A 14,005-nucleotide genomic window follows, 5' to 3' on the forward strand; every position below is an offset into this window, starting at 1 on the left:
AATTATTACCTTTGTGTGCTTTATTTAACATTTATATAGAATTCTTTATATGCTTCTCGCCCTACAGGACGTAACTTTTGAATTTGGTGCACGTACAATTGTTGAAGATGCCTCCTGGCATATTGTACCCGGCGACCGGGTGGGGCTGATAGGCCTGAACGGTACGGGGAAGTCTACCCTTCTGAGAATTATTAATGGTGAATACTCTGTTTCCAAAGGCAGTGTGAACAAGATCCGTAACCTGAGCCTGGGGTTCTTTAACCAGGACCTGCTGAGCTTTGAAACGGACGATTCCATCCTGTCGGTAGGCATGACCGCCTTTGACAAAGCATTAGCGCTGGAAAAAGATATAGAACGTATTACCCACGAGCTGGAACATAATCAAACGGAGGCCCTGCTGCATGAGTTCTCCGACAAGCTGCATGAGTTTGAGGCCCTGGACGGCTATAACATGCGGCATAAAACGGCCCAGGTGCTGGAAGGCCTGGGTTTTAGCACAGCCGACCTGGAACGGCCCTACAGCGAGTTTTCCGGTGGCTGGCGTATGCGTGTGCTGCTGGCAAAGCTGATCCTGCAGCAGCCGGATGTGCTGATGCTGGATGAGCCCACGAACCACCTTGACCTGCCCTCCATTGAATGGCTGGAAAGATACCTGCAGAGCTATAACGGCGCCGTGATCATCGTATCGCACGACCGCTTTTTCCTGGACCGTATGGTAAATAAGATCGTAGAGCTGTACCAGCAGCAGCTGCACCACTATGCCGGTAACTATGAGGATTATGAGCGCGAAAAGGAAATGCGCCGGGAGTTACAGCAACGGTCGTACGAAAACCAGCAGGAGTACATTCGCCAGCAGGAACGTTTTATTGAACGTTTTAAGGCCAAAGCTTCCAAGGCAGCCCAGGCGCAGAGCGCCATGAAACGGCTGGAAAAGCTGGACCGCCTGGAGCAGGTAGATGGCGGCCCTTCCAAAATACGCATCAACTTTACAGTAGATAAAACACCGGGTAAGATCTTATGTACCCTGAGCGATGTAAGCAAACACTTTGGCGATATCACGGTGCTGGATCATACCGGTGTGGAAATTAACCGGGGCGATAAGATAGCGCTGATAGGCGCCAACGGTAAGGGTAAGTCTACCCTGCTGCGCATGATAGCCGGTACAGAACCCATGGAAGGTGAACGCATTCCCGGCCATAACGTAGTACAGTCATTTTATGCCCAGCACCAGCTGGAATCATTACACCTTGACAGCGAGATACTGGAAGAGCTGAAAAATACCAGCAGCGGCCGTACGGAAATGGAGCTGCGCTCTTTGCTGGGCTGCTTCCTGTTCACGGGAGATGATGTGTACAAGAAGATCCGTATTCTTTCCGGTGGTGAAAAAGCGCGGGTGGCGCTGGCCAAAACCATCATCAGCCAGGCTAACTTTATGCTGCTGGATGAGCCCACGAACCACCTGGATATGAACTCCGTACAAATGCTGATAGATGCTTTGAATAAGTATGAAGGCAGCTTTTTACTCGTATCCCACGACCGTTATTTTGTAAGCGGCACCGCGAATAAGATCTGGGAAATTGTGGATGGGAAGATCAAGGAATTCAAAGGTACCTATGCGGAGTATGAAGACTGGAAGAAACGCCAGGCTGCTGCTGCCGCACCTCCCAAACCGCCTAAAGGCGAACGGGGTAAGAACCGCGGTAATAACAACAACAATAATAATACCCCCGAACCAGCTGCAGTGAAGGAAACGCCGGCGGCAAGCGCCCCGGTAAAAGGCACGCCTATTAATAAGGAGGCCCAGAAAGAGCTGCAGAAACACCAGCGCCAGTTCCAGCAGCTGGAAGGCGAGCTGGCCCGCCTGAAGGAAAAGAAACAAAAGCTGGAAGCCAGCCTTGGTAACCCTGATATCTATGGGGATAAAGGTAAGTTCCAGCAGATAGAAGCGGAATACAAACAGGTAACGCAAGACCTGGAAAAAGCGAACAAGCAGTATGAGGAGGTGTTTGAGAAGATTATGGAGCTGGAGGGGTAATTAATAATTAAGAATGAATAATTAATAATTGTGGGAAGAGTATAGCGGCGGATGGCTTATACTACATTGTAAATTTTTAATGCTGAATATTTCTATTGATGAACGTGGGGTCTTTGTGTTGTGTGAGGTACTGGTAGTTGTGATTATTAATTCTTAATTATTCATTATTAATTATGCAGAAGATCCTGGTTGTAGAAGATGAAGTTAAGGTGGCCAATGCCGTTAAAAAAGGCCTGGAGGAGAATGGTTTTGATGTAGATGTAGCTTATGACGGCCGTATGGGTAAAAGCCTGGCATCCAGCAACAGCTACGACCTGGTGATACTGGACCTGAACCTGCCCCATAGCAACGGCTATGAAGTATGTGAGGTGATCCGCAATAAGAATAACCGGGTACCCATTATAATGCTTACAGCGCTGGGCGGCATGGACGATAAAATGCAGGCCTTTGAGCTGGGCGCTGATGATTACCTGGTAAAACCCTTTGACTTCCGGGAGCTGCTGGCCCGCATCCGCGTATTCCTGAAACGCGCGGGCTCTGATGTGCAGCAAAGCACTTTATATAAGATCGTTATCGGCGACCTGGAAATAGACCGCGAAAAGAAAGAAGTAACCCGCAGCGGTAAAAAGATCCCCCTTACTGCCAAAGAATACCAGCTGCTGGAGTTCCTGGCCCTGCACAAAGGCAAGGTGATCTCCAAGCTTACCATCGCGGAAAAAGTGTGGGATATTGACTTTGATACCGGCACCAATGTAATAGAAGTGTACATGAACTTCCTGCGTAAAAAGATAGATAAGGATTTTGAGAATAAGCTGCTGCATACCAAAACGGGTATGGGGTATTATCTGGCGGAAGAATAATTTAATGTGCTAATGTGCTGATATGCTAATGTGCTGGTTGATGTAATAAGATAATTCAGCACATCAGCACATTAGCATATTAGCACATCAGAATTTATGAAGATCAAATACAAAATAGCGCTCTATTATACCTTATCGGCCACGGTGCTGCTGATATCCTTTGCCAGCCTTGCTTATTATTTCTCTGCACAATCGCGCAAGGCGGAGTACCTGGAACGCCTGGAATACCGTGCCCGCTCCATTGCCAACGTAATTATTGAAGATGATAAAGTGAAGGTGGACCTGCTGCGCAAGCTGGATAAAACCACTTTCCAGGACCTTTACCAGGAAACCATTTTAGTGTACAGCCCCAATTACGATCTCTTATACTCCAACCTGAAAGATACCACCATCCGCACCCTGCGCAGCCGCCTGGATTATATTAAACGCAACGGCACCTATAATTACGAAAAAGCCAGCGATGAGGTAGTAGGCATATATTATACAGAAGGTAAGATCTCTGTGATCGTGATCGTATCCTCACTGGATAAATACGGCTTCCAGAACCTGCAGAACCTGAAGCGCATCCTGCTTATTGAGCTGGCTGTGGCAGCCGTGCTGCTGATCGTGATCGGGTATTTCTTCTCGCGCAAAATGGTACAGCCTATTGACAAGCTGGTACAGCAGATGGATACTATTAATGCCAACAACCTGCAGGATACCAAGGTAGTGGTGCGCGGACGGGATGAGATTGCGCAGCTGGGCAGCAACTTTAATACGATGCTGCAGCGCCTGAGCACCTCCTTTGATCTGCAAAAGAGCTTTGTAAGCAATGCTTCGCACGAGCTGCGTACACCGCTGGCGTCTATTATCAGCCAGCTGCAGGTAACCTTATCAAAAGAAAGGAATAAGGAGGACTATGCCAGTGTGCTCAGCTCTGTATTGGAAGATGCGGAAAACCTCTCCGACCTTACCAATGGCCTGTTACAGATGGCTCAATCGGAGCTGAACGAACAACGTTTTTCCTTTTACGAAGTACGGATAGATGAGCTGCTGCTGGAAATGGGCAACCTCATTAAGCTTAAGCATAATGGTAAAGTAGATATACAGTTTGAGAACCTGCCGGAGCTGGATACCCAGCTTACCTGCAACGGCAATGAAATACTGCTGAAGATCCTGTTCCTGAACCTGGTGGATAATGCCTGTAAGTTCTCGAAGGATAATACCGCTTATGTGATCATTGACTTCCAAACCCACTACATACAGATCCAGATCCGGGACAATGGCATGGGCATCCCTGCCGCTGAACTGAATAAGGTATTTGAACCTTTTTACCGTGGCCAGAATGCGCTGCAAACCCGCGGCCATGGCCTGGGATTGTCTATCTGCAAAAAGATAGTACAGCTGCATAAAGGACATATTTCCGTGAGTTCTGTGCTTAATAAAGGAACTGTATTTTCGGTGCTGCTTCCGCATATTTGAGGTGCTAAATCGATGGTCGATGGTCCATAGTCCATGGCCTGCTGCGCACGAATTGTGTTACTTGATATGCAATTCACTCTCCTGTCTTTTCATGAATAACTTATTACCCCGCACTATGCAATGGACCATGGACCATCGACCATGGACCCCTTAAAATTGGCCCGCCAATTTTAAGTTCTTTTTAATCCCCCTTAAAGGCCCCTTTAATTCCCCTTTTAGAGCTTTGTACTCGAAATTGAGATGGAACTTATATGCAAAAGAAGATCGGGATCATAACAATAGCCTTGTTCATCATCGCACTTAAAAGCTCGGCGCAAAGTATTCAGCCCATTACTTTACAGGAAGCAGAAGATACTTTCCTTAACCGGAATTACCAGTTGCTGGCGCAACGTTACCGGGTTGATGCCGATAAGGCACAGATCCAGCAGGCGCGTTTATGGAGCAACCCTTCCTTTAGCGCCACCTGGGGATTTGGTACTACCAATAAGATACAGCCTTTTTATGGCGGCAACGGCGGGGAAACAGCCTACAGCGTAGATCAGCTGATCACCCTTGCGGGTAAACGCAACAAACAGGTACAGCTGGCTTCCCTGAATGCCGCTACCACACAGGCTGAGTTCTTTGAACTGATGCGGACTTTAAGACTGCAGCTAAGAGGCAATTATTATCAGCTCTACTTCCTGCAGGAAACAGAAAAGATCTTACAGGAACAACTTTCCAACTTACAGAAAATAGTAGATGCCTATACGGAAGCAGATCAGAAAGGCAGCGTGGCACATGCCGATGTGATACGGCTACGGGCTTTACAGGTAGGCCTCACAAATGATTATACTGATCTTAAACAACAGGAGCTCAGCTCACAGCTAAACCTACAACAGCTACTTGGTAACAATCAACAGTATGCACCGCAGGTGGATACGGACGGCCTCTCATACTATAACCTGCAAGGTTATACGCTGCCTGCCCTTATTGACACTGCGATGCAAAACCGGCCTGACCTGCGGGTTGCTCAACAGCAACTCCAGCAGGCGCAGGTGAACTACAGCCTGCAAAAAGCGCTGGCAGTACCGGACCTGCATGTAGGCGCTACCTACGATAAGAACGGCAGCTATGCACCCAACTTCGTAGGGCTTACCCTGGGAATAGACCTCCCCTTCTGGAACCGCAACCAGGGCAACATACGCTCTGCCGGCAACCAGGTAAAAGTACAGGAGCAAACGCTGGCCCAGGGCAATAACATCATCAACACTGAAGTGCAGCAGGCCGTGCAAAAGATAAACCTGATGGACAAGCAATACCAGCTGCTGGACTTTAAAGGCTTTGGACAGGAATATAATAAGCTGATCTCCGAAGTAGCACAGAACTTCCGCAAGGGTAATATTTCCCTGTTGCAGTTCATTGATTACTTCAACAGCTACAGCGATAACGTGAAGAATACCAATAAGCTTATCCTGGACCGCATTACGGCCTATGAGGAGCTGAATTATGCAACCGGTACGGAGTTATTTAATAAGACGAAATAAGAAGAACCTTAGTAAGGTGGAGGAATAAAAGAAGTAAGATGTAGGAAGTATGAAGTAGGAAACTGAATGCAAGATCAGCAATAGCCGGCAGACATCATACTTCCTGCTTCAGACTTCAAAAAGAATCATTTATCAAATGAAGAAGAACAAGATGAACCGCATTTTAAGCCTGGCCCTGTTAGTACTGGGCGCTGCCTGGTGGAGTAGCTGTAAACATATCCAGGCAGAGGATACTGAAAAAGAAACTTTTGTGCTGAGCGATACCATGATGCAAAGCATTCATATAGATACAGCAGGTGTAAAGCCCGTGCAAAGTGAGCTGCGTTTGTCCGGCAAGGTATCTCCGGATGTGGGCAAGGTGCTGAAAGTATATCCCCTGGTGAGCGGCTTTGTAAAAGATATTAAAGTGCAGCTGGGCGATTTTGTGCAGAAAGGACAGATCCTGGCCGTGATACAGAGTGGTGAGATCGCTGATTATGAAAAGCAGATGGCAGAAGCAAAGTCGGACCTGGCCGTAGCCGAAAAAGGGCTGAAAGTAGCGCAGGACCTGTATAGCAGCCAGCTAAGCACGGAAAAAGATGTGGTGAATGCGCAGGGCGAGCTGGATAAGGCACGCGCAGAAGTGAACCGCCTGAACGACCTGTTTAAGATCTACCGCCGCGGCGCAGGCTCTACCTACCTGGTAACCGCTCCTATCTCCGGTTATGTGATCGAAAAGAATATCAACAACAACATGGAGATCCGGACGGATAATAACCAGAACATCTTCACCGTATCGGAGCTGAACGATGTATGGGTAATGGCCAATGTATTTGAAACAGATATTGCCCGTGTGAAAGAAGGTTATGATGCAGACATTGTAACCATCAGCTACCCGGATACTGTGTTCCATGGCAAGGTAGACAAGATATACAACTTCCTGGACCCGGCTACCAAAACCATGCAGATCCGTATTAAGCTGAATAATAAGGATATGCAGCTGAAGCCGGAAATGTTTGCCACGGTTACCCTGCATTACAACGATGGGAATAATATGATAGCCGTGCCTACTTCCTCATTAATATTTGACCGCAGCAAGAATTATGTGCTGGTGTTTAAAGATAAGTACAACATCCAGGTACGTGAGGTAGAACCTTATAAAACAGCCGGTGGGCTGGCATATTTAAGCAAGGGGCTAAACCCGGGTGAGCAGGTTATTTCCCGGAACCAATTGCTGATCTATAATGCACTGAACGACTAGATTTTAGCCTTTAGCTGTTAGCTAATAGCTAAAATCGAAGACAATGGCTAACAGCTAAAAGCTAACGGCTAACAGCTGGCAGCTTAAAGAACCAATAGCATGAACAAATTCATCAGGAACATCGTAGGTTTTTCGCTCAAGAATAAACTGTTCGTTTTCATAGCAACCTTAACGCTGGTAATATCAGGCATTGTAGCCTTTGTGCACACGCCTATAGAAGCGTTCCCGGATGTAACCAATACACAGATCATCATAGTTACCAAATGGAACGGGCGCAGTGCGCAGGAAGTAGAGCGTTTTGTAACGCTGCCCGTAGAAGTAGCCATGAATGCGGTGCAGAAGAAAACAAGCGTACGCTCTGTAACTATGTTCGGCCTGTCTGTTGTAAAGATCATTTTTGACGATGATGTGGAGGATTTCTTTGCACGGCAACAGGTGAACAATATGCTGCAAAGCGTATCCCTGCCGGAAGGCGCCGACCCGGAGATACAGCCTCCCTACGGCCCTACCGGCGAAATATTCCGGTATTACCTGAAAAGTGACCACCGCAATTCCCGCGACCTGCTCACTTACCAGAACTGGATCATAGACCGGCAGCTGCGCAGCGTGCCTGGCGTGGCGGATATTGTGGCCTTTGGCGGGCAGGATAAGATCTATGAGATCACAGCCGACCCGGTTCGTTTAGCCAAGTACGATATTACCCCCCTGGAGCTATATCAGGCGGTTACGAAAAGCAATATCAATGTAGGCGGCGATGTGATAGAGAAGAACGGGCAGGCCTATGTGGTAAGGGGTATTGGCCTGCTGAACAGCATAGCGGATATAGAGAATATCATATTAGACAATATTAACGGAACACCACTGCTGGTAAAGAATGTGGCCACAGTGCGCGAATCCTCCCTGCCGCGTGTAGGGCAGGTAGGATTAGATAAGCAGGACGACCTGGTGGAAGGGATCGTGGTAATGCGCAAAGGTGAGAACCCCACAGAGGTATTAGCCCGGCTGAAGGACAAAATCAGGGAGTTGAACGAGACTATCTTGCCCAGTGACATCAAGATGGCTACCTTTTACGATCGGGATAACCTCATGGAGTTTTGTACGCATACTGTGATGCACAACCTCGTTGAGGGGATCCTGTTCGTAACGGTGATCGTGTTTGTTTTCATGGCGGATTGGCGTACTACCGTTACCGTGTCCATCATTATTCCGCTGGCCTTGCTGTTTGCCTTCCTGTGTTTGCGCCTTAAGGGCATGACGGCCAACCTGATCTCCATGGGCGCCATTGACTTTGGTATTATCATAGATGGTGCGGTGGTGATGGTGGAAGGCATTTTTGTGATGCTGGACCATAAGGCCAAACATTATGGCATGGAGCGCTTTAATAAGCTGGCCAAAATGGGCTGGATCAAGCAAACCGGCGGGGAGCTGGCCAAAGCCATCTTCTTCTCAAAACTTATCATCATTATTTCCCTGATACCCATCTTCTCTTTCCAGAAAGTGGAAGGAAAAATGTTCTCGCCGCTGGCGTGGACCCTGGGATTTGCCTTATTGGGCGCGTTATTATTCACGCTTACCCTGGTGCCGGTGCTCAGCTCCATTTTGCTGAACAAGAATGTGAAGGAGCGGCATAACCCGGTAGTGATCTTCTTTGACCGGATCGTGATGAAAGGCTTTAAATGGACCTATGGCCATAAACGCCTTAGCCTGGTGCTGGCCTTTAGCTTTATGCTGGTGACCTTTTTCTCGGCCCGCTGGATGGGTACGGAGTTCCTGCCGCAGCTGAATGAAGGCTCTTTATGGGTTACTACCGAGCTGCCCATGAGTATGTCGCTCACGGAAAGTGTAAGAATGGCCCATGCCATTCGCGAGGACCTGGGTGGTTTCCCGGAAGTAAAACGGGTATTATCACAGGTAGGCCGCTCAAATGACGGTACGGATCCCAACGGGTTTTACTTTGTACAGTACCAGGTAGACCTGGCTGATAAAAAGGAATGGAAACGCAAGATCACGCAGGATGAGCTGATCGGGCAGATGGAAAAACGGCTGAAGAAATACCCTGGTATTATCCTCAACTTCTCCCAGCCCATTAGTGATAACGTATCTGAAGCAGTGGCCGGGTTTAAAGCCGCCAATGGTGTAAAGATCTATGGCGATGACCTGGAAAAGCTGGAAGCCCTTTCCCAGCAGGTAATAGCGCAGCTGAAGAATGTGCCGGGCATCCGTGACCTGGGCGTGATCCGCAACATTGGCCAGCCTGAAATGAGCATTAACCTGAGCGACACCAAGATGGCGCTGTATGGTGTAAATACTGCCGATGCGCAGGCGGTGATCGAAATGGCGATAGGCGGGAAAACCGCTACACAGCTCTATGAAGGGGAAAAGAAATTCGACATCCGCATACGGTATGATGCCAACTACCGCACTACGGAAGAAGACCTGCAGAACCTGATGGTGCCTACGCAGAGCGGTAATAAAGTGCCATTGAAAGAGATTGCTACCATTAATACGATCACCGGCCCGGCCTTTATATACCGGGATGGTAACAAGCGGTTCATCGGTATCAAGTTCTCTGTACGCGACCGTGACCTGGGCAGCACCATTGCAGATGCACAGAATAAGGTGAATGCAGCCGTAAAGCTGCCAAAGGGCTACAGTGTGGGCTGGACGGGTGAGTTTGAGAACCAGGTACGCGCCACCAACCGTTTGGCGCAGGTGGTACCGGTAAGTATAATAGCCATTTTCGTGGTGCTGTTCATTATGCTGGGGAGTGTGAAAGATGCAGGCCTGATATTGCTGAACGTACCCTTTGCCCTGATCGGCGGCATACTGGCCATTCATGTTACAGGTATCAACTTCGGGATCTCTGCAGGGGTAGGCTTCATTGCGCTGTTCGGGATCTGTATACAAAATGGGGTGATATTGATATCGGTGTTCCATAAGAACCTGCTGGCGGGCATGCCCCTGAACGAGGCTATCCGTACAGGAGTGGAATCGCGGGTACGCCCGGTGGTAATGACGGCCATGATGGCAGCTATTGGTTTGATACCGGCAGCCATCTCCCATGGCGTGGGCTCTGAAACGCAGAAACCGCTGGCCATTATTGTAATTGGTGGTTTGATCACCGCTACGGTGCTGACGCTGCTGGTGTTCCCCATCATATTCTATGGGGCGTATAAGAGCAAAAAAGACGTTTTATAAAAGTTATGTAGGCAAGCTGCCGGTGATTAGTGAGGGAAAGCGAAAGCGGACCCGGTTAAAAATGCACAAGGGAAACTGCTGATTGCCGGCGGCTTGTTACTTAAAATATTGACTGGTTTTAGTTCGCATATAGGTTGATAGAATGGACATGCAAATGCAGTTCCCGAAGAGATGGATCTTCCTGAACTGGTTTCATGCTCAATTACTCCGCCCGGCCTTAGAAGAAACAACGCTGGGCGGATTCTTTTTAATTACGAATTACTTAATTACGACCCCGCGAAGCGGCGCACGAATGCCATTGAAAGTAATTATGATATGAGTAATTACGAATGGCTTGGAGCGGTTCATAATTCGTAATTTTATTTAGAGAAGGTCTTTGGTCAAGGAAAGGCTGCAGGACGTGTAAAAATGGGCGGCTATGGAACTTTTAAGGGCTAAATTGTGTTAGGCGAACAGGGCTGCAGTTTAATTGATCTCATTGATGCGAACAAGCAGCTAACATGGTAAACTTAATTCGTAATTCGTAATTAAATAATTCGTAATTAACACTTGGCAATTCGTAATTCGATACTGCACATACTCTGGTGGCTGGGCTTTTTTGCGGTATGGGTGCTGCTGCGGATAGATGATTACCCCGCTTTGCCGGCTACCATTTGGGCGGGCGTGTTAAAGGTTACTACCCTGGCCGGCGCCGTTTACTTTACCAATTATGTGCTTATTCCCCGCTTATTGTACAAACAGCGGTACGCCGCTTTCCTGGCTGCTTTTATAGCCTTAATAGGCGTTACCGGCTGGCTGGTGATACAGCTGCTGAACCTTGTGCTGCAACCTTACGCTGCGCTAATTACACAATGGCCTAATGCCACCCTGAGCCGGCAGCTGTATGATGTATATATTCCCCTGTTCTTTATGGTAGGCGCTATTGTGGGCGTGCAATTCTATATAGACCGGCTGAAAACGCAGCACCGCCTGCAAAGCGCGCTGCGGGCCAGTGCCGAGCAGGAGCTGCAGTACCTGAAAGCGCAGATCAACCCGCATGCATTATTCAACTCCCTGAATGCGGTGTATTTCCTGATAGATAAAGAGAACAAAGCTGCACGGGATATGCTGATGCAGTTTGCAGACCTGCTGCGGTACCAGCTGTACGACTGTAATACCGATGCCATTCCCATTGAAAAGGAAGCCCGGTATGTAGCAAACTATATAGCCATACAGCAAATGCGGCATAATGATAACTGCGAGGTTTCGTTTTACTGCGATCCTGCCATGCAGCACTTCAGCATTGCGCCGCTGCTGCTGATCCCTTTTGTGGAGAATGCCTTTAAGCATGTATCGGCACATGTGCAGGCGCCCAATAAGGTGGCCATCAGCCTGCAGCGGCAAAATGGCTGCCTGCAGCTGCAAACCTATAATACACGGGAGGTATTGCCACCTGAAAACGGCGCCCGTAAAGGTATTGGGCTGGCTAATGTAAAAAGGCGGCTGGAATTATTGTACCCGGAAAAACATACCTTACAGATCCAGGAAACCGATCAATCCTTTGAGGTAACCTTAAACATCCGCATTACATGAAGCTGCATTGCATGATAGTAGATGATGAGCCCATGGCCCGCAAAGGCCTGCAGGAATATTGCGCGGAAGTTGATTTCCTGGACCCGGTAACCGTGTGTGACAGCCCGGTAAAAGCCATTACGCTGCTGCAAACGCAGCCGGTACAATTGCTTTTCCTGGATATACAAATGCCCCGCATTAACGGACTGGATCTGCTTCGTTCTTTACCGCAGCCACCGCTGGTAATATTTACCACTGCCTACCCGGAATATGCATTGCAGGGCTTTGAGCTGAATGTAATTGATTACCTGCTAAAGCCAGTGGCCTTTGAGCGTTTTATGAAAGCCGTATCAAAGGCACACTCATACTACGAGCTGCTGCAGCGCCCTGTCACAGCGGAAGAAGCCCCCTCCTATTTCTTTATTAAATGTGATAACGGTTTAGAGCGTATATGCTTTAACGATATACTGTATGCAGAGGCTTTACAGAACTACGTGGTGCTGCATACCGTGCAGCGCAGGTATGTTACTTACCTTACGTTTAAGGCAGTGGAGGATTATTTACCTGAACAGCAGTTCCTGCGGGTGCATAAATCTTACATTGTGGCGCTGTCAAAAATAGAGCGGATCATTGGAAATGATATCATGATAGGAACACAGAATATCCCTGTGAGCCGGCATTTGAAGGATGGGGTGATGGAGAGGATATTGAAGGATAAGTATCTGAAGAGGTAATTAATAATTAAGAATGAATAATTAATAATAATGGAGGCCTGTTCTTCACTTGAAGTACAAGCCCTACGATTATTAATTATTAATTATTCATTCTTAATTATCAGTATCGGTCTCTGTCGCCAAGGCGGGGACGCAGGCGCTGCCGGGATTTATTGAAGATCATTTGCCCTTTATCAATGCCTTTGCGCATTTGTTCCTGTGCATCGGCGGGCAGCTGTACAATGGAGTAGCATTCTTCACTGCAGCAGCCATCGTAGTGTGCGGCGCATCTGTCGCACTGGATGAACAGCAGATGGCAGCCGTCATTTTTACAGTTGGTATGTGTGTCACAGGGACGCCCGCACTGGTGGCAGTGGCTAATCACGTCCTCTGTGATCCGCTCCCCCAGGCGTTCATCGAACACAAAGTTCTTGCCCTTGAATTTATTGGTAATGCCCTGTTGGCGTACCTTGTTAGCGTATTCAATGATACCGCCTTCAAGGTGGTATACATTTTTAAAACCATTATGCAGTAAGTAAGCCGATGCTTTTTCGCAGCGGATACCACCGGTACAGTACATGACAATAGGCTGGTCTTTTTTGTCTTTCAGCATATCTACTGCCATGGGCAGCTGTTCACGGAAGGTATCGGAGGGTACTTCTATGGCGCCGTCAAAATGTCCTACCTCATATTCGTAGTGGTTGCGCATGTCAACGATGATGGTATCCGGGTTAGCGGTTAGCTCGTTAAACCCTGCTGCATCCAGGTACTGGCCTTTATTGTCCATGTCAAAGGCCGGATCGGTGATGCCGTCTGCCACGATCTTGGGACGCACTTTTATGCGCAGCACCCAAAAGGATTTGCCGTCATCATCTACTGCAATGTTTAAGCGGATACCGTTGAGGAAAGGAATAGAATACAGGTAGTTACGGAGTGCCTCAAAGTTATGCTCCGGCACATTGATCTGGGCATTAATGCCTTCATGTGCTACATAGATACGTCCAAATACCTGGATTTCTGAAAGGGCCTGGTAGATCTCATCCCTGAAGGCCTGTGGATCAACGATCTTTGCGTACTGGTAAAAGGAGATGGTTGTTCTTTTAAACGTTTCTGCTGCCAAACGCTGTTTCAGCTCGTCTGCAGACACCCTGTTGTGTAATGCCATAAATGAACGCTCGAAATTTTAAGGACCAACGCCGGTGGAACAAAATTTCATTTTAATTTAAATGGAAAGCCGGTGCTTTTCGGGTAACAAAGATACAATTTTTAATTACGAATTAGGCAATTACAAATTACGAATTGAGTACAGGGCGCGTTGGTAGCCGTTCTCAGAACAGGAAATACGAAGAGCATATGATGCCCCTCATCTCCACGTTTGCAACAATGAAAGCAGCAGGTAAGCGGCGGAACTGATCATACACAGG

Annotated in this window: 9 protein-coding genes; 8 read left to right on the forward strand and 1 reads right to left on the reverse strand. The window is 48.0% G+C overall.

Annotated features, from left to right (window positions below; genetic code table 11):
• Positions 1 to 49: 49 nt before the first annotated feature.
• The 8 genes from VIM87_RS19335 (at position 50) to VIM87_RS19370 (ending at position 12,602) form a co-directional block, all read left to right on the forward strand.
• Complete coding sequence (locus VIM87_RS19335; RefSeq protein ID WP_331998586.1) at positions 50 to 2,035, forward strand: ABC-F family ATP-binding cassette domain-containing protein; 1,986 nt, start codon at positions 50 to 52, stop codon at positions 2,033 to 2,035.
• 173 nt (positions 2,036 to 2,208) lie between these two features.
• Positions 2,209 to 2,895 (forward strand): response regulator transcription factor, encoded by a 687-nt coding sequence (locus VIM87_RS19340; RefSeq protein ID WP_331998587.1) that lies wholly within the window; start codon positions 2,209 to 2,211, stop codon positions 2,893 to 2,895.
• A 96-nt stretch (positions 2,896 to 2,991) separates the two neighbouring features.
• Positions 2,992 to 4,356, forward strand: coding sequence for a HAMP domain-containing sensor histidine kinase (locus tag VIM87_RS19345; RefSeq protein ID WP_331998588.1), 1,365 nt, complete (start codon positions 2,992 to 2,994; stop codon positions 4,354 to 4,356).
• 251 nt (positions 4,357 to 4,607) lie between these two features.
• Positions 4,608 to 5,879, forward strand: coding sequence for a TolC family protein (locus VIM87_RS19350; protein ID WP_331998589.1), 1,272 nt, complete (start codon positions 4,608 to 4,610; stop codon positions 5,877 to 5,879).
• 136 nt (positions 5,880 to 6,015) lie between these two features.
• Positions 6,016 to 7,119, forward strand: a complete 1,104-nt coding sequence (locus VIM87_RS19355; protein ID WP_331998590.1) for an efflux RND transporter periplasmic adaptor subunit — start codon at positions 6,016 to 6,018, stop codon at positions 7,117 to 7,119.
• 99 nt (positions 7,120 to 7,218) lie between these two features.
• On the forward strand, positions 7,219 to 10,317 hold the full coding sequence (locus tag VIM87_RS19360) for a CusA/CzcA family heavy metal efflux RND transporter (protein ID WP_331998591.1): 3,099 nt from the start codon (positions 7,219 to 7,221) through the stop codon (positions 10,315 to 10,317).
• Positions 10,318 to 10,866: 549 nt separating this feature from the next.
• On the forward strand, positions 10,867 to 11,889 hold the full coding sequence (locus VIM87_RS19365) for a sensor histidine kinase (RefSeq protein ID WP_331998592.1): 1,023 nt from the start codon (positions 10,867 to 10,869) through the stop codon (positions 11,887 to 11,889).
• A complete protein-coding gene (locus VIM87_RS19370) occupies positions 11,886 to 12,602 on the forward strand; it encodes a LytTR family DNA-binding domain-containing protein (protein WP_331998593.1) in 717 nt (238 codons plus the stop codon). Before VIM87_RS19365 ends, VIM87_RS19370 begins: the two co-directional genes overlap by 4 nt.
• A 100-nt stretch (positions 12,603 to 12,702) precedes the next feature.
• Here VIM87_RS19370 and VIM87_RS19375 read toward each other — a convergent pair whose 3' ends face one another.
• Entirely contained in the window at positions 12,703 to 13,746 is a 1,044-nt protein-coding gene (locus VIM87_RS19375) for a rhodanese-related sulfurtransferase (RefSeq protein ID WP_331998594.1), read from the reverse strand.
• Positions 13,747 to 14,005: the final 259 nt, after the last annotated feature.

It is taken from the genome of Chitinophaga sp. (genome assembly GCF_036569125.1).
Lineage (GTDB): Bacteria > Bacteroidota > Bacteroidia > Chitinophagales > Chitinophagaceae > Chitinophaga.

What these genes read in the sequence shown, in the direction of transcription:
- VIM87_RS19375 (WP_331998594.1), bottom strand. Translation starts at nt 13,746, where the DNA reads ATGGCATTACACAACAGGGTGTCTGCAGACGAGCTGAAACAGCGTTTG.
- VIM87_RS19355 (WP_331998590.1), top strand. Translation starts at nt 6,016, where the DNA reads ATGAAGAAGAACAAGATGAACCGCATTTTAAGCCTGGCCCTGTTAGTA.
- VIM87_RS19360 (WP_331998591.1), top strand. Translation starts at nt 7,219, where the DNA reads ATGAACAAATTCATCAGGAACATCGTAGGTTTTTCGCTCAAGAATAAA.
- VIM87_RS19370 (WP_331998593.1), top strand. Translation starts at nt 11,886, where the DNA reads ATGAAGCTGCATTGCATGATAGTAGATGATGAGCCCATGGCCCGCAAA.
- VIM87_RS19335 (WP_331998586.1), top strand. Translation starts at nt 50, where the DNA reads ATGCTTCTCGCCCTACAGGACGTAACTTTTGAATTTGGTGCACGTACA.
- VIM87_RS19350 (WP_331998589.1), top strand. Translation starts at nt 4,608, where the DNA reads ATGCAAAAGAAGATCGGGATCATAACAATAGCCTTGTTCATCATCGCA.
- VIM87_RS19340 (WP_331998587.1), top strand. Translation starts at nt 2,209, where the DNA reads ATGCAGAAGATCCTGGTTGTAGAAGATGAAGTTAAGGTGGCCAATGCC.
- VIM87_RS19345 (WP_331998588.1), top strand. Translation starts at nt 2,992, where the DNA reads ATGAAGATCAAATACAAAATAGCGCTCTATTATACCTTATCGGCCACG.